Raw genomic sequence first — 16936 nt, 5'->3', positions numbered from 1 at the left:
TTTGCTGCGTGGACGGCGCCGCGCTCCTCGTGTCGATGCTCGTAGGCCTCGTGGGCTTCGCGATCTTCGTCTATGGCAAGCGCCAGTCGCGGCTCCCGCACCTCTTGGCCGGGGTCGTCATGATGCTCTACCCCTACTTCGTCGACAGCGCGGCCTTCTCCGCAGGCATCGCCGTGGCCGTCGGTGGCGCGCTTTTCGCGGCCGTGCGCTTGGGTGCGTAGACGGCGCCGGCCCTAAGGGGCGACGACGGAAGCTCCGGCTGCGCCCCCTCGTGGACACCCGCACGCCGCACGGCTAAAGGCTGGGACGCCGCCATGCCTACCGAGACGCCTACCGAGACGCCTACCGAGATGTCACCCGAGCCTCGCAAAGAGCACTCCGCCGAAGGCGCCCTCATCGACGCCCGCCGCGCAAAAGCGACCCGCACCCGCGAGCGGGGCGAAAACCCGTTTGCCAACGACGTCGTCGCCAAGGGCAGCGCCAAGACCCTCGACATCGAGGGGGTGCGCAAGGCCGCCGTGAGCGCGATGACCGACGGTCGCTACGCCGAGGAGCTCGTCAAGAAGGCCACCGCGGGCACGCTCTTTCACGTGCGAGGCCGCATCGTGGCGCTCCGCTCGACGGGCGGCCTCTCGTTTTTAAGGTTGCGCGACCGCACCGGCGAGCTGCAGCTGCTCATCAGCGAGTCGAAGCTTGGCGCCGACTACGCTCGCCTTGCGGATCTGGACGTCGGCGACATCGTCGAAGCCGAAGGCGAGCTGACGGCATCCAAGCGCGGCGAGCTCTCCATCGAGCCGTCGCGCGTGCGCCTCCTCACCAAGGCCTACCGGCCGCTCCCCGAGAAGTGGCACGGCCTGACGGACGTCGAGACGCGCTACCGCCAGCGGTACGTCGACCTCATCGCCAACCCCGATGTGGCGGCCGTGTTCCGCGCGCGCAGCCTCATCGTTCGCGCAACGCGCCGCGTCCTCGACGACGCCGGGTTCCTCGAAGTCGAAACGCCGACGATGCACACGCTCATCGGCGGCGCCGCGGCGCGACCGTTTCTCACGCACCACAACGCCCTCGACATGCGCCTCTTCATGCGCATCGCGCCGGAGCTCTACCTGAAGCGCCTCGTGGTCGGCGGACTCGAGCGCGTCTACGAGATCGGCCGCTGCTACCGCAACGAGGGCCTCTCGACGCGTCACAACCCAGAGTTCACGATGCTCGAGTTCTACCAGGCGTACGCCACGTACGAAGACCTGATGAACTTCACCGAGGTGCTCATTCGCGCCGTTGACGCTGACCTCGCGGGAGCGATGCCCGAGGCGCACGCGCGTTGGCTTGAGGCTCGCCCCTTCACGTTTGCCGAGCCCTTCGCGCGCGTTCCCATGAGCGTCGCCGTCAAGGATGGCGCGCACAAGACCGAGATCCCCGCCTGGCGCGACGCAACGGCGGGCAACGATGCAGGCATGGGTCTCGTCGCGCTCCTGACGACGGCCGGCGACTTCGGCGCCAGCATGAAGGAGTGGTCGAAGGCGAGCGCGCGCGCGAAGGCCATCGACTGGGGCAACTTCCGCAAGGGCTTCATGAAGTGCGAAAACGACGGCGAGCGGCTCTTCGCTTGTTACGAGTACCTCGTGGAGCCGTTCTTGGGCGACGACTACCGCAGCAAGGACGGGACCAAGTCGCTGCCGGTCTTCGTCAAGGACTACCCCTTCGAGACCTCTCCCCTCGCCCGGCGCAACGACGCCCGTCCCGATCTCGTCGATCGCTTCGAGCTCTTCGTCCACGGCCGAGAGCTCTGCAACGCCTTCAGTGAGCTGAACGACCCCGACGACCAGGCCGAGCGCTTCCGCGAGCAGGTGCGGAAAAAGGAAGGCGGCCACGAAGAGACGATGGACTACGACGAGGACTACGTCCGCGCGCTCGAACACGGCATGGCGCCGGCCGCCGGCTTCGGCATGGGCATGGACCGCTTGACGATGATGCTGACGGGCGCGGCCTCGATCCGTGACGTCATCTTGTTCCCGCTCCTTCGGCCCGAGCAAGCCGCGGAGCCGGCGCGGTGAAAGGCCAAGAGACACGCGACGCCGCCACCGTCGACGAGGGTCCCTGGCAAAAGGGCGAGCCGCAACCGTGGAACATGGGCGAGGCCATCGGCGTGGCGTGGCTCGCCTTCCGCGAGCGGCCCTGGTTCTTCCTCTTCCTCACCTTCGCGGCGCTCCTGCCCTTCATGGCCGGCTTGACCATGGCGACGGTGGCCGCGGTGCGCACCACGCTATCCATCCGCGGCGAGTTTGCGCGCCTCACGACGACGACGCCGATGGCTCGCTCCGTGTCCGCGGTACTCGCCGACTCGACCTTCCGCATCAGCGCGGCCGTCGTGCTCCTCGCTATCCTCACGTTTCCCGTCGTCCGCGGCGGGTACCTGGCCATCTTCTCGGCAGCCGTCCGCGGTGAACCGATCCGCGGGGCGGACTTCCAGCGCGCTCTCGCGCCGCGCGTCGCCTTCTCGCTGCTCGCGCTGGCGCTCCTCCAGCTCCTGACCTTCGTCGTCACGCTGCCGATGCTCGCGGTACCGGCGGCCGGCTTTGCCCTCGCGCCGTTCTACGTCGTCGACGCAAGCATGACCCCCTTCCAGGCCATGGGCGCCAGCTGGCGCGCGACGCGCGGACAGCGCTTCGCCGTTTGGCTGTACCTTGCAGGCTTTGTCGTTGCCCTCGTGATCGGCCTCTTGCTCGGCGGCGTGGGGCTCTTCGTCACGTTGCCGCTCTACGGCATGGGCCTCGCCTACGCGTCGACGCGTCTCTCGGCGCGGACGCGGCGCCCTCTCTTCAGCCCCGATTGGGGTTCGCGCTACCTCCGGAGCTTCCTGCGCTTGGCCTTCGTGGCGCTACCGTGCTCCTCGGCGTTGGCCTCGTGGTCTCGGCCTTGGCGGCCGTCTTGCCAGGCATCTTGGATCTCCTGGAGCGACGCGGCTTCTCGGCCTTCGTCGGCGCGCGCCACGTCCGGTCGCAGAAGAGCGGCTTTCTCACGATCATCAGCGTGCTGTCGATCTTCGGCGTCGCCCTCAGCTCCTGCTCTTTGTCGAGCGTGTCGAGCATCATGGGCGGCTTCAGCGCCGACCTGAAACGCAAGATCTTGGGCAACAACGCTCACATCGTCATCGACACCGAGAGCCGCGCCGCCTTCGAGGGCTGGGAGGCGGTCGTGCAGGGCGCACGCGCAGTGCCGGGCGTCAGCGGTGCAACGCCGGTCGTTCAGGGCGAGGTTATGGTGCAGAGCGCATCGAACCTCGCCGGCGTCATCGTGCGCGGCGTCGACCCCGAGAGCATCGGCAACGTCATCGATCTCAAAGCCAACATCGAGGTCGGCCGCTTCGAGTACCTCTCAGACCCCGACAAGCTTCGGCGCCTGCCCGCCGACGAGGTGGTCGGCGTCGGCAAGAACGGCGAGCGCTTCTTGAAGGGCAAAGACATCCTTCCACTGCCCGACGACCTCGATCCAAGCGTGCGCGAGGCGATGTCCCTCAAGCCGCTCTTCCCAAGCGTCGTCATCGGCCGCGAGCTCGCCAAGACGCTCCACGTGTACGTCGGCGACGAGGTCACGCTGGTCTCCCCGCTCGGCGACCTAGGCCCGATGGGCGTCTTGCCGCGCATGAAGAAGTTCCGCGTCGCGGCGATCTTCTACAGCGGGATGTACGAATACGACGCCTCGCATGTCTACGTGACGCTCGACGTCGCGCAGCAGTACTTTGACCTACCGGGGAAGGTTCACTTCGTGGACCTCCGCTCGAAGGACGTTCAAGCGACCGATCAAGTGACCCCGCTGGTTCGCGCGCAAGTCGCGCGGGGGGACCTTCGCGTCCGCGATTGGCGCGAGATCAACCGCAACCTCTTCTCCGCGCTCAAGCTGGAGCGCTTCGCGATGTTCTTGATCTTGTCGATCGCCATCATGGTGGCGAGCTTCTGCATCGTGTGCACGCTCCTCTTGATGGTCACCGAGAAGGGCAAGGAGATCGCGATTCTCAAAGCCATGGGCGCGAGCGACACAGCCATTTTGCGCACCTTCATGGGCGAAGGCATGATCATCGGCGCCATCGGCACGGCCTTCGGCGTGACCATGGCCATGGCGCTGTGCCTGGGCCTCAGCTGGTTCGGGCTCCCCTTGAACCCCGAGGTCTACTACATCGACAAGCTGCCGGTGAACGTGGAGCTGCAGGACTTCCTGCTTGTCGCGCTCGCGGCCCTGACCATCTGCACGCTCTCCACGATCTACCCGGCGAAGGCCGCTTCACGCATCCGGCCCGTCGACGGCCTACGCTACGAGTAGCGCCAGTTCACGCACCGCCGCCACTTCGTGCTAGAGGTCTTCTGCCTTGGCCGAGCCCCTCGTCGTCGCCGCGAACGTAAAGAAGTCGTTCCACCACATGGGACGGACGCTCGACGTGCTTCGGGGCATCGACATCACCATCGGCGCCGGCGAGATGGTCGGTGTCGTGGGGCAGTCGGGTGCGGGGAAGTCTACGTTCCTCCATTGCATGGGCACACGACATCCCCTCGAGCGGTTCCATTCGCATCGACGGTGAAGAGATCACCTCGCTCTCGAGTACGCGGCTCGCAGACCTCAGGAACCGGACCATCGGCTTCGTCTTCCAGTTTCACCACCTCCTGCCCGAGTTCAACGCCCTCGAGAACGTCATGATGCCGGGCCTGATCCAAGGGCGGCCGCGCAAGGACCTCGAGGTGCGCGCATCGGCGCTCCTCGAAGAGGTGGGGCTCCGCGAACGAGCCTTGCACCGCCCCGGTGAGCTTTCCGGCGGCGAGCAGCAACGCGTCGCGTTGGCGCGAGCCCTCGTCCTCGAGCCAAAGCTCATCCTAGCCGACGAACCGACCGGCAACCTCGACTCAGGGACGAGCCAACAGATTCACGAGCTCTTCTTCCGCATCAACGAGCAGCGCGGCACGACGATCATCGTCGTTACCCACAACATGTCGCTCGCCGAGTCGATGCCTCGGGTCGTCACCCTCAAAGACGGCCGCGTCGAGAAGGACGAAGGCCGCGGCGAAGGCTCGCGCGCGCGCAAGTCCGAGTCGCCGGCGGCTTAGCTCGCCGCGACACCGCACCGTTCTACTTCGCCGCTTCGCCGGAGCCGAGCCGCGCGAGGCTCGACAGCGCCTCGCCCCGCGCTTGGTCGCGCGCGGCTGCTTCGCCAAGCGGCGTGAAGGACGCGTCGGCCTCGAGCCGGTACGAAGCCACGTACGCTTGCGGATAGGCGCGCGTCCATTCGTCCGGTGCCATCAACGAGAAGTAGTGCTCGCCCGAATCCCTTCGGTAGAGGTGGTAGACGCCGCCGGGCTTCTTCTCGAAGTTGCACTTCACGCGGTGAAGCTCGGCGTCGCGCTTCGCGGCCGCCAGCACCGCCTCGGCTTCGTCGCGGAGCGCACGCATTTGTCGGGCGATGAGCTCAAGCTTGCCAGTGGCCATGGTGGCAATCGTCTGGTCGGCGCGCTCGATCTCCTCGGCCACGTTGACGAGCGAGAAGGAGGGCGCCATGCGACTCACGGCATAGGGCGCGGCGTGCGACGGGCCAGTCCACGTGCCTAGCGGGGCGACGTTGTCGCGGGGAGGCGGCTCGCTCATTGGGAGCTTTTTGCCACGGGTCGTCGCCTTGGTCGACCCCCATTCCTTTTCGAAGACGCTCGATTCGCGCTAGAAGGTCGCGTGCGGCTTGCCCTCGGCTTGGTGCTCTTGATTGGCTGCGCGAAGACCAGCGGCGGCGCGCCGGACGCGCCCGCGGCACCGCCGGCCCCCGCGAGCGCCCCCGTCGCCCCCGTCGCCCGCGTTGCCCCGGAAGGCGCCCCCGCGAGCCGCACGCCCTCCCCCCTTCGAGGAGGCGACGCGGCGGCCGACGCCGATGATGCAGACACGGGGCCACCTCGCGCCCCCGTTGGGATGCTCTTGGTCCCCGCCGGCTCCTTCGCCATGGGCGCCGACGCGGGCGGCGAAGCCGACGAGCGCCCAAAGCACCGCGTCACGCTCGAGGCCTTCTACTTGGACGAGACCGAGGTCACGAACGCGGCCTACGCGGAGTGCGTCCACGCCAAGGCCTGCGCGCCGCCCGACCCGCGAGCCGCCGCGAAGAACCACGCGGGCCCCGAGGCCTCGTTTCGTCGCCCTGCGCAGCCCGTCGTCGGCGTGAGCTGGGATGACGCTTCAGCGTATTGCCGATTCCGAGACAAGCGCCTGCCGCGGGAAGCCGAGTGGGAGCGCGCCGCGCGCGGCGACGACGAACGACGCTTTCCTTGGGGCGACGACGCGCCGACGCGGGCCCACGCGACGTTCGGACGCGCGCTCGGGAGCGGCGCCACGGACGATGTTGGCGCTCATCCTTTGGGGCGAGGACCGTTCGGCCACCAGGATCTCGCCGGCAACGTCTGGGAGTGGACAGAGGACGAATACGATCCCGTCGCCTACACACGAAGCGGCAAAGACCGCGGCGAGCCGGGCGACTGCAAGGCGATCCTGGCCAGCCAGGACGAGCTCCGCAGAGGTGGCAAACAGGGCTTCACCGGGTCGAACCCGATCCCGACGACGTGCGAGCGCGTCTTGCGCGGCGGAGCGTTCAACTACGACGGACCGGGCCTGCGCGTCACCAACCGCGTGCATCACCCGGGCGGCTTCCGGCTCGTGATGGCAGGCTTTCGTTGCGCGCGGTCGCCGTAGGTGGAGTCGCGAGTCACTCCTTGTCGAAGAGGCCCGCCACCATGTCGACGAGCATCCACGCAGCCGCGTCGGCGGCTTCGACGTTGGCCTCGATGACCGGGAGCGCGGTCTCGAGCCCGACATCCGCGAGATCGATCGACGAAGCGGCGCGCGCGCGCGTCGGGGACGTGTCGGTCGATGCGGCCGCGGCGGCGGCGAGGCCCGCGCCGACGCCGCCGAGGCCCTTGAGGGTACCCGGCCGCTCGCCCTTCATCACGTGGAGGATCTCATCGCGGTCGAACCAGATGCCGTGGGCGCTGCAGCGGTCGACGTCAATCCCGCGAAAGGTCTCGCGCGTCGTGGGGCGGCGACACGTCGGGCACGCCACGGGCGCAGCCGTCGCGACGCGTGTCGCTGCGGACTCACTGGCCGCCGTCGCCGCCGCCACCACTCCCTGACCGAGCGGCCCTACGATTCGAGCCGCGAAGATGCCGCCGCAGCGACCGCACGAGAAGACCCAATCGATGCCGGTCTTTCGAAGCGGCTGACTGCAACGGGGGGCAAGGCTTTCCATCAGGAGAGCCAAGTTACGCGACGGCTGGTGCGGCGCGCAAATGTGGCTCGTGCGGCCCCCGAGCGATTCGGGCCTTAGCCGTCGCTGTCGACGCACGCCTTGCGGCCGCTGGGAAACGTGGTGCAACAAGTCCAGTACGAGCCCGCCTCGAAGCACGCCCAGCCGTGCTCGAAGAAGAAGCGCATCTTGGGGTCGACGTGCCCGCTTTCGGCGCTGTCCACGAGCGCCGGGTCGACGGCGGAGTCCTGGCTCTCTTCGGTTGATGCCGCGCCATCGGAGGCGCTGCATCCGATGCTGACGCTGGCGATGGAGACGAGGGCGGCGAATGCGACGCAAGCGGGTTTGCTGATCATGGGGTCCCCTTGCGCAACGCCCGTGCCCTCGCGCCGGCGGCGTCCGACGGCGCTTTGTACCAAGTCGATTCGCGGGCGTGCGCGGGCGGGGCGTGCGCGCGCGCACCGGGAGGGACCTCGTGTGCTCCGCCACGGGAGCGGCCCGTGCGGCGGCGGAGGCCTCTGACCCCCACCCCCTCCCGAAACGGCGGTGCTTCGTGTGCAAATCCGTTCGTCGAAGTCCCCGGGAGCCTTGCACCCCGTGTGCGTTCGAGACCGCGGCGACGAGAACTTTCACGCATTTACGCTCCGGCCCGGCGCTTGCTGAAGGGATGGTCATGTTCCTCCTACCCGCCGCCCCGAGTTTCGCCGACTCTCTCTCGACCCTCGAAGGCTCAGAATTCAGCGAGCGCGCGCCGCTGCGGGCTGTGCCCGCCGTGAAGGTCCAGCTTGACGGTCGACGCCTCCGCGTTGACCTGCTCGGGCCCGTGACGGAGGACGACCTCTTCGGCGAGGCGGCCCACGCCCTTCGCCTCGACGCGCTCGCCAGCGGCTCCACGAGGGACCGGCTCGCGGCGCGGCTCGCGGAGCTCTCGCTCTCGAGCGTGGTGGTCACGCAAGCCTCGCTCTCGCCTCACGAAGCCGGCGCCCTCATGGCCTTGGTGCTCGCGGCCACGCCCCACGCGACGGTGCTCTTGTCCGGCGGCGGCCAGACGGAGCGCGCTCCCGAGTCGCGGCCGCGCGACTCGGCGGTGGTTCCCGCCGGCAGCCACTTCGACCTTGCCCAGTGCGACGCAGGTCCGCTACGCGTCGGCCGCGCGGGCGCCTGGTTCGAGAGCGGCGGCCGCCGCATCGACCTCACGAACCGGCCCACTCTCGGTCGAATTCTCGAAGCGCTCGCGCTGCGAGCTGGCACCACGGTGACGTCGACCGAGCTCATGGACGCCGGATGGCCAGGCGAGCGGATCCTGCGCGCTGCGGGCCTCGCGCGGGTTCGCGTAGCGATGTCGACCTTGCGTGCCCTCGGTCTTCGTCCGCACCTTCGGTCGAATCGCTCAGGTCACGCCCTCGCGGGCTCCGTCGCTCTCGAGAGCTGAAGTCGCTACTGCGCGACGCACCGATCAACGCACGCGAAGGACCCGGCGCCCGCTTCGGCGGAGTAGCCGGGTCCGCCGCTTTTGCACCCCGACACATCACGGCAAACGAAGCACTCGCCTCCCGCGGCATCGACGCGAATGCCCTTGCAGTCCCCGTCGACCTTGCAAGCACGGCTGCAGACCGGCTCGATGCACTGACCCGACACGCCGTTCTTGGAGGCCAAGCACGTGTAGCCTTCACGGCACTGGATCGCGTTGTCGCAAGGGAGGCCCGGCTCCTTGGAAGCCTCCGGCGAACACCCGGTGACGAGCTTGGTCGCCAACGCCATCAGCGACAGAAGGGTGAAGGCCTTCACCAGCGCACGACGACGGTCCGCGGCGTGATGTGCGGCTCGCACTTGTCGACGGACACCTCAATGGGAAGAGACTCGCTGCCGTTCGGGGTCGTGGGGCGGAGCGTGACGTGTGGGACGATCTGCTCGGGCCGAAGGGCGCGCACGATGTCCGTCGGGCAAACGAGGCGAACGTCGACCTCGGCCGGCTGAACCTTCGCCTTGGGATTGCCAACGACCGCGACTGGGAGCTTCACGAACGAGCGCTCGACGACCTCGCGGGCGATCTCCGTCGTGACCTGAACGCTCTGCGAGGACGTATCCATCAAGACGCGCCCGCGCGGCCGATCAAGCGCGAGCTGCCGCGTGTACGTTCCCTCGACGAGACCGGCGACCTCGAAGGGATCGGCGCGCACGTGTTGCAGGACCATGATCTCGCTCTTGGGACCCCGCACGCGGACCCGAACCGGCTCGGCGACGGGCACGTTCTTGACCACGAACCCCTGAGCCGGCGAGCCGACGACGCTGACTTGCACGGGCAAGTCGCGAACGACCACGTCCTCCCAGTTGAGGTCGATGGTCGGTGGGTCAATCTGCTCGACGCGCACGTTGGGCGGCACGTGAACCATCGCTGGTTCGAGGCGGACGCGACGCTCCGAGCTCGAACGGAGCACGACCTGGATGTTGCCAACGTCGTCGGCACGAAGCTCATCGAGCGCGGAGCGAGGTCCCCGCAGCGTAAGACGCAAGGTCTCCGGCACGGGGCTGACGAGGACACGGTTGCCACTGTCCTGCGGCATGACGAGGAGCAAATTGACGGAGATCGATCGCTGCGCGTCTTGCGTACCGTGGAACGACGAATAGAGCAGCAGCGCGAGCGCGAACGACAAGAACTTCAAATAGAGGTTCTCCGTCAGGGCCGAGCGAACGTCGAGTCCAATGGCCATCGGCTTACTCGTCACCCTCGTGGGCTACTGGCGTCGGCTCGGCCTTGGCGGGCGTCGCCAACTTGACCGCCGCTTCCGGGATGGCTCTGCGCGGCTCTGGTTCGGGGGTCACGAGCTTCGCCTGCTCGATGGGCTTGGCGGGCGCGAGCGGCTTCGACATGGGGGGCGCGTCGGGGCGATCGGAGCGCTCGTCGTCACGGCGGCTCGGCGCCGGCGGCACCGAGCTCAACCGCGGCAGCGCCGATGGGCGAGGAATGAAGTCGGCGGCCGGCGTCTCCATTCGGGGCGTGGGCGGCGGGATCGAGATGCGGTAGCTGCCCGTCTTGTCGCCTTTTCGCGACGCGGGGCTCTTGTCCTTCTTCTTCTTGCGCTGACCGAAGAGCCCGAGGAGTGCTTGCCGCAGCGACGCGCCGTCGAGGTTGGACACGATGTTGCCACTGAAGCAGAGGCCGATCGTGCCGCGCTCTTCCGATACGATGACAACGACGGCGTCGGTCTCTTCCGTGATCCCGAGCGCAGCGCGGTGCCGCGAGCCGAGCGACTTGTCGACGATCTTGGTGTCGGGCATCGGAAAGAACACGCCCGCCTTGGCGATGCGGAGGTTGCGGATAACGACCGCACCGTCGTGGAGCTTGTTGACGCTCTCCGGAACGAAGATGCCCACCAGGAGCTCACGGCGCACCTGCGCGTCGACGTCGGTGCCCTGACTCACGACGAACTCGTCGAGGTTCGCCTCCTGCTCGAAGCAGATGAGCGCCCCCATGCGATGGCGCGCGAGCTCGGTGGCGGCCGCCACGATCTCGTCGATGACGCGAGACTCCTGCTGCCGAGACATGCCGGCGAAAAACGCGCGCGCGCCGACGCGCATGAGGCCGCGACGAATGTCGTTCTGGAAAACAACGACGATGATCAGAATGGCCGACGAGAGCAGCGACGAAAGGACGTTGTAGAGCGTGAGCAAGCCGGCCCACTTGGCGCCCACGTAGATGAGGAAGATGACGCCAAGGCCCGTCCCCATCTGCATGGCCCGTGTGCCCCGGAGGACGAGCAGCGCGCGGTAGATGACGTAGGTGACCACCAAGAGGTCCAGCACGTCGATGCCGAGCTGCGTCCATGGTCGCGGCGCAAAGAGGTGACGGAGGCCCTCGGGGATCACGAGAGCTCCCTTCCGGTAAGAGAGCGCGCCGTCGCTGTCGAATCGTTCGGCACCTGCAGCGTCGCGAGTCGGCGCCCGAGATCGAGCGCTTGACGCGTCGCGCGGACGTCGTGGACACGAAGGAGCGTGGCGCCCTTCGCGACGGCGGCGAGCGCTGCTGCGACCGACGCGCCGACGCGCTCGAGCGGAGCGGCACCCTTGTCGGCGAGCGTTAGAAAAGACTTGCGACTCGCCCCTACGAGGACGGGGTGCCCAGCGCCGCGGACCAGCTCGTCCACGCGAGCCAAGAGCGTCGCCGAGTGCACGGCGTTCTTGGCGAAGCCGAGGCCCGGGTCGAAGACGATGCCGCGCGCGTCGACGCCGAGGCTCGTGGCTACGGAAGCGGCGGCTCGCCACTCGGTCAGCACATCGGCGACGACGTCCCCGTAGGCGTCGTTGGGCACGCCCCCGAAGCCACGCATGTCTTCTTGTTTGCCGCGCGCGTGCATGAGCACGTAGGCCGCGCCGGTGCGGGCGACCACGCTGGCGAGGTCGTGATCGCGAAGGCAGGAGACGTCGTTGACCACGTGGGCGCCGGCGGCGAGACAAGCCTCGGCCACGGCGGGGCTCTGCGTGTCGATGGAGACAACGGCCGACCGCGCGCACGCGTAGCGAACGGCAGGAAGAACGCGCCGCAGCTGCTCGTCGTCGGAAACGGTAGCCGCGCCAGGACGAGTCGACTCGCCGCCGATGTCGATCACGTCGGCGCCCTCCGCCACGAGGCGATCGATGACGGCGCAAGCGTCAGCCTCGGCGAAAGCCGCGCCGCCGTCGCTGAAGGAGTCAGGCGTGACGTTGCACACGCCCATCAGGAGCGCACCTCGCGTGGAGGTGGCGCCGCGCAGCGCTGCAAGAAACACGTCCCGTTTCGACAAGAAAAGGACCCCCAAGAGCGACAAAACCGTCCGCGGGCCTCAACCGAGCGAGCCCGGCGCGTCACCCAACCGCGTGCTCCCGACGTGATGCGACGGGAGGTCTTGGAGCAGGGCCACGTGCCGAAAGAGGCACCATTAGTTTGGGTAGCAACCAACATGCCGCCGGGCAAGATGGAACTGGGGAAAAACGTGCGCCGTGGGGCGGTTTCGCTGCGTCGGCGACTTCGCGCTTCGCGTCCTGTGACGGTCCGGTAGAAAGCTCGATCCGCGGCGGTGACGAGCGGTATAACGTCCGTCCCCCTCGAGTCATGCCCGAGTCGCTCCTCAAAGCGTTCTTCCTCGGCGAGGTGCCGGACGCGCTGCTGTTTCCCTACCCGGAGCTCGCGCCGCAAGAGGCCGCGCGGGTGCATTCGCTCATCGAGAGCACCCGGAAGTACTTCAAAAGCCAGGTCGACTCGGCCGCCATCGACCGGCAAGCCCACATCCCTCCGGAGGTCTTGAGGGGCCTCGGTGACCTCGGCCTCTTTGGGTTGTTGGTGCCCAAGGCCTACGGGGGCTCGGGGCTCACGCTCAGCGGGTTCGCCCGCGTCATTGAGGAGCTCTCCGGATTGGACGCCTCGGTGGCCGTCGTGGTGGGGGCGCACCAATCGATCGGTCTGATGGGCCTTCTGACCTCCGGCACGGAGGCGCAAAAGGCAGCCTTCCTACCGGCCCTGGCGCGCGGCGAGAAAATCGCCGCGTTTGCGCTGAGCGAGCTCGGCGCCGGAAGTGACGCCGCGAGCATTCGCACGCGCGCCGAGCGCGTCCCCGGCGGTTACCGCATCACCGGCACCAAGGCGTGGACCACGAACGGCAGCGTCGCCGACGTGCTCGTCGTTTTTGCACGCACCGGCCCCGAGCACGACGGCAAGCGGCCGCGCATCATCGCGCTGATCGTCGAGCGCGGGGCCGGCGGTGTCACCGTCGGGGAAGACGCCCCTAAGCTCGGGATCCGCGGCGTCTCGACGCCGGCGCTTGCCTTCGACGGCACCTTCGTTCCCGACGCCAACGTCCTCGGCGACCCCACGCGCGGCTTCAAAGTCGCGATGGAGGTGCTCAACGTCGGGCGCATCACGCTCGCCGCCGGCTGCGTGGGCGCCGCCAAACACGCCATCAAGCTTGCCGTCGCGCGAGCCGGCGAGCGGCGCGCCTTCGGGCGATCCATCGGCGAGTTTGGGCTCATCAAAGACAAAATCGCCACGATGATGGCCGACACGTTCGCGCTCGAGAGCGCGACCTACCTGACGGCGCACCTCGTCGATGCGGGCGTCAAGGACGTGGGCATCGAGGCCGCCGCGTGCAAGATCATGGGCTCCGAGACGCTCTGGCGCGTCGTCGGCGAGACGCTCCAGGTCGCCGCAGGCATCGGCTACATGCAGGAGCACGCCTACGAGCGCATGCTGCGCGACTCGCGCATCCAACTCGTCTTGCAGGGCACCAGTGAGATCCTTCGCTCGTACATCGCTCTTTCGGGCCTTGAAGGGCCACGAGACCAGCTTCAAGGTATGAAGCGCGCGCTCAAGGCGCCGGTGCGCGGCATCGGCGCCCTCAGCGACTTCGCCTTCAAGCGAGCTCGTGACGCCCTCGGCCGGGAGCGCTTGGGCAAGGCGCACCCCGTCTTGGCACGGGAGGCGGCCCTCATCGACGGCTACGTCCTCGAGCTGTCGCGGGCCGCGGAGCGAGCGCTGCTCAAGCATGGCAAACACATCGCTGAGATGCAGTTCACGCAGCGGCGCCTCTCGGAGATGGCCATGGACCTCTACGCGCTCACCGCCGTCGTGGCTCGCACCTCGCGCGTCATCGAGCGGCGCGGCGTAGAGGGCTCGCGCCGGGAGCGTGATCTCACGAGCATCTTCGCGACGACCGTCGAGCGACGTCTGGCCCTCAACGTCGCGGCCTTCGCCATGAACGACGACGAGCTCCGCAAGTCCGTGGCGAGTCGCGCCTACGACGACGGCGGCTACGCCTTGGACATTCTGTAGAGCGTCAAAGCTGAGCCGCTGGCGTCGTCACGCCGAACTCGACTCGAAGCGGCGCGAGGCATCCATCGAGCTTATGCCGACGCCCAGCGCGGCCATCGACGAGACGCCAACGCCAGCGGCGAGGCCATCGGCGCCGCGACCGGGCGCCGGCAAGCCAGCGGCGCGCAGCGCGAAGGCCTCGGCGCTCTCGCGGCGGAGGCGCGCCGTCGCGGCAGCCATCGCGCGCTGCACGAGAGGGAGCTCGCCATGGCCCTCACCGAGCGGCTCTACGCCCTCGGGCGTCCAACGCACGAGCTCTTGCGCGACGAGCGGCGACGGGTCTTTCACCAAGGTCTCGAGGGCCGGCGAATGGGCGCTGGGAACGAAGGCGCCGCCAAGCTGCCAGCCGACGGCCGCGCGAACCACGGCGCCGCGCGGCAACTCGCGGATGAACCAGTCGCCGAGCGGGGCGTTGACGGGAAAATCCCGCACCTCGACGCGGGGGCCGTCCCACGTGGCCACGACGACCAGCGCACGCAGCGTGATGTGGCCGCCGGGGCGCGTCTTTTGGAGGTGCGCGCGGGTGGACTCGCGCATCTCCCAGTAGACAAACATGGTGGTCGGGTCGACGGGAATGGCTACGCACTCGTCGACGTCATAACGATGCGGGAGCGGCTCGTCGTCGAGCAAGAACGGCTTGTTCGGGTCGCTTTCGGCGACGTCGACGCGAAGGCCCTGCGACGCACCCTCCGATGTGCCCTCCGACGCACCGAGAGCCGGCTCATCTTGCTCTGGCGGCAAGATCGGCGGAGGAAGGTCCTTTCCCTCGAGCGAGGTGAGCAGCGAGCGCGCGGCGGCGTGCTCCGGCTCGCCTTCGAGCACGCGACGGAGCGTATCCATCGCGCGGTCCTTGTGCCCCTGCGCCGCATAGATTTCAGCGAGCGTCACCGTGGGAACGGCCGCCGTGGACGCAGGCGGAGGCGCGTAGGCCTTCGGCGTCGCGCGAACCATCTCCGCCGCGTCGGGCAAGTGGAGCCCGCGCTCGATGACACGCGCCAAAAGATCGCGGGCGCGCCCGAACAGCCCCCTCGCGGCTCGCGTGCGCGGGTCCGTCGGATTTCCCTGACGCAGGAGCAACTCGTCGACGAGCTCGGGCCTGGTGAGGACGCGCGCTCGGGGCACGCCGGAAGCCTCCGCGTGCCGTATCAGGGTGTCCCGGTCCAGCGCCTCGAGCTCGTCTCGATTCATGGCGGCATCTTCGCGGTCCGCTTGTCCGGCCGCAAGCGGAAGGGCACTTTGCACGCGAGCGGCCGTGGGACGGCCCCCCCGGCTGCACTTCGTGTACGCGTGGGCCGCCCCCGCGGATCCGGTAAAGCGCCATTGCGGCAAAATGTCCCGTCCGGGGGGCCGGAACGGGGCCTGCTCTCGACGGGCCATGCACGAAGCGTCGCTCTCGCCCCGGCCGCTCCGCTGGGCTGCGCCGATCTCCGCCTGGGCCGCCTTGGTCACGTTGGTGGCCTCGCTGACCGGCTGCGGTTCGATGCTCGGATACGACGACGTGGCGTTTGCGAATGGCAGCGGCGAAGGGGGCGACGCCGGCGCGACGCTCCCCGAGAGCGTCCCCCAAGCGGCGACCGTCACGGCCACCGGGGCGCCGGACGGCGGGCCTGCGGCTTGCGCGCCCTCATGCGTGGACCGCACCTGCGGCGGCTCCGACGGATGCGGGGGCAAGTGCACCGGCTGCCCTGCCAGCGGCCTCACCTGCGATCCGGCTTCGTGGACCTGCAAGAACCCCGCGTGCACCGGCAGCTGCACCGGCAAGAGCTGCGGCGACTCCGATGGCTGCGGCGGCGTCTGCACCGCGTGCTCCGGCGGCAAGGTGTGCAACACGGCGTCGAAGCAGTGCGTGGCGTCCTGCAGCGCGAGCTGCGTCGGCAAGGGTTGCGGCGACTCCGACGGATGCGGCGGCACCTGCGCCCAGTGTCCCGCGGGGCAAACGTGCAACGTCTCTGCGAAGGCGTGCCAGTCGGTTTGCGTGCCGAACTGCAGCGGCAAGAGCTGCGGCGAGGCCGACGGCTGCGGCGGCAAATGCACCGCGTGCCCCGCCGCGGGACAGGGCTGCGATACGACGACGGGAACGTGCGCCGCTTGCACCAAGAGCTGCGGCGCTCATGGGAGTTGCGTCTTTGCATGGGAGGGCGGCCAGCACTGCCAGTGCGAGCCCGGCTACTACGAGACCTACGGGGGCTGCGTGCCCGTGACCGGCAGCGCCTGCGACGGGGTCACCTGCGGCGGCCACGGCACGTGCTTCTCCGGGCAGCCATTCTTCGGCGCCGAATGCCACTGCGAAGGCAACTACGTTCAGTACGGCAGAGACTGCGCGCCGCTCGACAAGATCCGCTGCATCGACCGGGACCGCTCGCTGAAGGACAAGGGCGCGGTCCGCTGCAGCGCCGACGACACGGGCTACGAAGTGTGCCGTGATGGCGACGGCAACGGCACCGTCGAGTGGGTCGCGAGCGGCGCCGCGAGCTGCACCGCCGGCGCAAGCTGCTCGGCGTGCCTCGGCAAGAAGTGCGACAACGGCGATGGCACCGGCGGACAAGCGTGCCCGACGGGCACGGTCTGCATGGGCAAGGTGCACGAGCTCGACGTTTACCAATGCATCGCCGGCTGCGATTGCACCAACTGCGGCACCTGCGACCCGGGCCAGTTCAACGGCTACCAGCGCTCTTGCGGCTCGAGCGCCAACGACTTCAACAGCGCCACGGTCGCTTGCAAGTCACCCTGCCCCCACGCCAACGAAGGCTGCCTGCCCTACGGCCAGTTCAGCTTCTGCTTTCCCAGTGAGGGGTGCGCGAGCGCGAGCCCTCACTGAGGTGAGGGCGCCAGCG

The 16936-nt window shown here is 68.6% G+C and carries 15 protein-coding genes and 1 pseudogene; 8 read left to right on the top strand and 8 right to left on the bottom strand.

Annotation, left to right across the window (positions count from 1 at the left end; genetic code table 11):
• Positions 1-8: 8 nt before the first annotated feature.
• From IPG50_23885 to IPG50_23870, 4 genes and pseudogenes are all read left to right on the top strand, one after another.
• Entirely contained in the window at positions 9-221 is a 213-nt protein-coding gene (locus tag IPG50_23885) for an amino acid transport protein (protein MBK6695224.1), read from the top strand.
• Between the two features lie 129 nt (positions 222-350).
• Entirely contained in the window at positions 351-2054 is a 1704-nt protein-coding gene (locus IPG50_23880; GenBank protein MBK6695223.1) for a lysine--tRNA ligase, read from the top strand.
• 586 nt (positions 2055-2640) lie between these two features.
• The gene (locus IPG50_23875) at positions 2641-4317 is read left to right on the top strand and encodes an ABC transporter permease (GenBank protein MBK6695222.1); all 1677 of its coding nucleotides are present in this window, start codon (positions 2641-2643) and stop codon (positions 4315-4317) included.
• A 97-nt stretch (positions 4318-4414) separates the two neighbouring features.
• A pseudogene (locus tag IPG50_23870) lies at positions 4415-5093 on the top strand (ABC transporter ATP-binding protein).
• 22 nt (positions 5094-5115) lie between these two features.
• On the opposite strand, the gene IPG50_23865 reads toward IPG50_23870, so the two are convergent.
• Entirely contained in the window at positions 5116-5628 is a 513-nt protein-coding gene (locus tag IPG50_23865; GenBank protein MBK6695221.1) for a DUF2452 domain-containing protein, read from the bottom strand.
• A gap of 81 nt (positions 5629-5709) precedes the next feature.
• On the opposite strand from IPG50_23865, the gene IPG50_23860 reads away from it, so the two are divergent.
• Positions 5710-6711, top strand: coding sequence for a formylglycine-generating enzyme family protein (locus IPG50_23860; GenBank protein ID MBK6695220.1), 1002 nt, complete (start codon positions 5710-5712; stop codon positions 6709-6711).
• A 13-nt stretch (positions 6712-6724) separates the two neighbouring features.
• Here the strand turns inward: IPG50_23860 and IPG50_23855 are convergent, their stop codons facing one another.
• Together IPG50_23855 and IPG50_23850 are read right to left on the bottom strand one after the other, a co-directional pair.
• Positions 6725-7264, bottom strand: a complete 540-nt coding sequence (locus tag IPG50_23855; protein ID MBK6695219.1) for a zf-TFIIB domain-containing protein — start codon at positions 7262-7264, stop codon at positions 6725-6727.
• A gap of 74 nt (positions 7265-7338) precedes the next feature.
• Positions 7339-7617 (bottom strand): hypothetical protein, encoded by a 279-nt coding sequence (locus IPG50_23850; GenBank protein MBK6695218.1) that lies wholly within the window; start codon positions 7615-7617, stop codon positions 7339-7341.
• Between the two features lie 317 nt (positions 7618-7934).
• Between IPG50_23850 and IPG50_23845 the strand changes: the two genes are divergently transcribed.
• Positions 7935-8693: a helix-turn-helix domain-containing protein gene (locus IPG50_23845; protein ID MBK6695217.1), complete on the top strand. Its 759-nt coding sequence runs from the start codon at positions 7935-7937 to the stop codon at positions 8691-8693.
• Between the two features lie 5 nt (positions 8694-8698).
• Here IPG50_23845 and IPG50_23840 read toward each other — a convergent pair whose 3' ends face one another.
• Genes IPG50_23840 through folP form a run of 4 tightly spaced genes read right to left on the bottom strand, consistent with a single transcriptional unit; the run spans position 8699 to position 11976 of the window.
• Positions 8699-9049 carry a hypothetical protein gene (locus IPG50_23840; protein MBK6695216.1) on the bottom strand — a complete coding sequence of 117 codons (351 nt, stop codon included), beginning with the start codon at positions 9047-9049 and terminating at the stop codon, positions 8699-8701.
• Positions 9046-9972 carry a YbbR-like domain-containing protein gene (locus IPG50_23835; GenBank protein ID MBK6695215.1) on the bottom strand — a complete coding sequence of 309 codons (927 nt, stop codon included), beginning with the start codon at positions 9970-9972 and terminating at the stop codon, positions 9046-9048. Before IPG50_23835 ends, IPG50_23840 begins: the two co-directional genes overlap by 4 nt.
• Before the next feature lie 4 nt (positions 9973-9976).
• Complete coding sequence (locus tag IPG50_23830; protein ID MBK6695214.1) at positions 9977-11128, bottom strand: TIGR00159 family protein; 1152 nt, start codon at positions 11126-11128, stop codon at positions 9977-9979.
• Positions 11125-11976 carry a dihydropteroate synthase gene (gene folP / locus IPG50_23825; protein MBK6695213.1) on the bottom strand — a complete coding sequence of 284 codons (852 nt, stop codon included), beginning with the start codon at positions 11974-11976 and terminating at the stop codon, positions 11125-11127. Before folP ends, IPG50_23830 begins: the two co-directional genes overlap by 4 nt.
• 374 nt (positions 11977-12350) lie before the next feature.
• Between folP and IPG50_23820 the strand changes: the two genes are divergently transcribed.
• The gene (locus IPG50_23820; protein ID MBK6695212.1) at positions 12351-14063 is read left to right on the top strand and encodes an acyl-CoA dehydrogenase family protein; all 1713 of its coding nucleotides are present in this window, start codon (positions 12351-12353) and stop codon (positions 14061-14063) included.
• Between the two features lie 27 nt (positions 14064-14090).
• Here the strand turns inward: IPG50_23820 and IPG50_23815 are convergent, their stop codons facing one another.
• On the bottom strand, positions 14091-15290 hold the full coding sequence (locus tag IPG50_23815) for a DUF4912 domain-containing protein (protein ID MBK6695211.1): 1200 nt from the start codon (positions 15288-15290) through the stop codon (positions 14091-14093).
• A gap of 187 nt (positions 15291-15477) precedes the next feature.
• Here IPG50_23815 and IPG50_23810 point away from each other — a divergent pair, with 187 nt between their 5' ends.
• Complete coding sequence (locus IPG50_23810) at positions 15478-16920, top strand: hypothetical protein (protein ID MBK6695210.1); 1443 nt, start codon at positions 15478-15480, stop codon at positions 16918-16920.
• The last annotated feature ends 16 nt before the right edge of the window (positions 16921-16936 follow it).

This window comes from Myxococcales bacterium, from assembly GCA_016703425.1.
Taxonomy (GTDB): domain Bacteria; phylum Myxococcota_A; class Polyangia; order Polyangiales; family Polyangiaceae; genus JADJCA01.
Note: the sequence above shows the minus strand (reverse complement) of the source record. Positions and strands in the feature narration are given on the sequence as shown.

What these genes read in the sequence shown, in the direction of transcription:
- IPG50_23865 (MBK6695221.1), bottom strand. Translation starts at nt 5,628, where the DNA reads ATGAGCGAGCCGCCTCCCCGCGACAACGTCGCCCCGCTAGGCACGTGG.
- IPG50_23820 (MBK6695212.1), top strand. Translation starts at nt 12,351, where the DNA reads ATGCCCGAGTCGCTCCTCAAAGCGTTCTTCCTCGGCGAGGTGCCGGAC.
- IPG50_23845 (MBK6695217.1), top strand. Translation starts at nt 7,935, where the DNA reads ATGTTCCTCCTACCCGCCGCCCCGAGTTTCGCCGACTCTCTCTCGACC.
- IPG50_23850 (MBK6695218.1), bottom strand. Translation starts at nt 7,617, where the DNA reads ATGATCAGCAAACCCGCTTGCGTCGCATTCGCCGCCCTCGTCTCCATC.
- IPG50_23810 (MBK6695210.1), top strand. Translation starts at nt 15,478, where the DNA reads ATGCACGAAGCGTCGCTCTCGCCCCGGCCGCTCCGCTGGGCTGCGCCG.
- IPG50_23880 (MBK6695223.1), top strand. Translation starts at nt 351, where the DNA reads ATGTCACCCGAGCCTCGCAAAGAGCACTCCGCCGAAGGCGCCCTCATC.
- IPG50_23815 (MBK6695211.1), bottom strand. Translation starts at nt 15,290, where the DNA reads ATGAATCGAGACGAGCTCGAGGCGCTGGACCGGGACACCCTGATACGG.
- IPG50_23835 (MBK6695215.1), bottom strand. Translation starts at nt 9,972, where the DNA reads ATGGCCATTGGACTCGACGTTCGCTCGGCCCTGACGGAGAACCTCTAT.
- IPG50_23855 (MBK6695219.1), bottom strand. Translation starts at nt 7,264, where the DNA reads ATGGAAAGCCTTGCCCCCCGTTGCAGTCAGCCGCTTCGAAAGACCGGC.
- folP (MBK6695213.1), bottom strand. Translation starts at nt 11,976, where the DNA reads ATGGGCGTGTGCAACGTCACGCCTGACTCCTTCAGCGACGGCGGCGCG.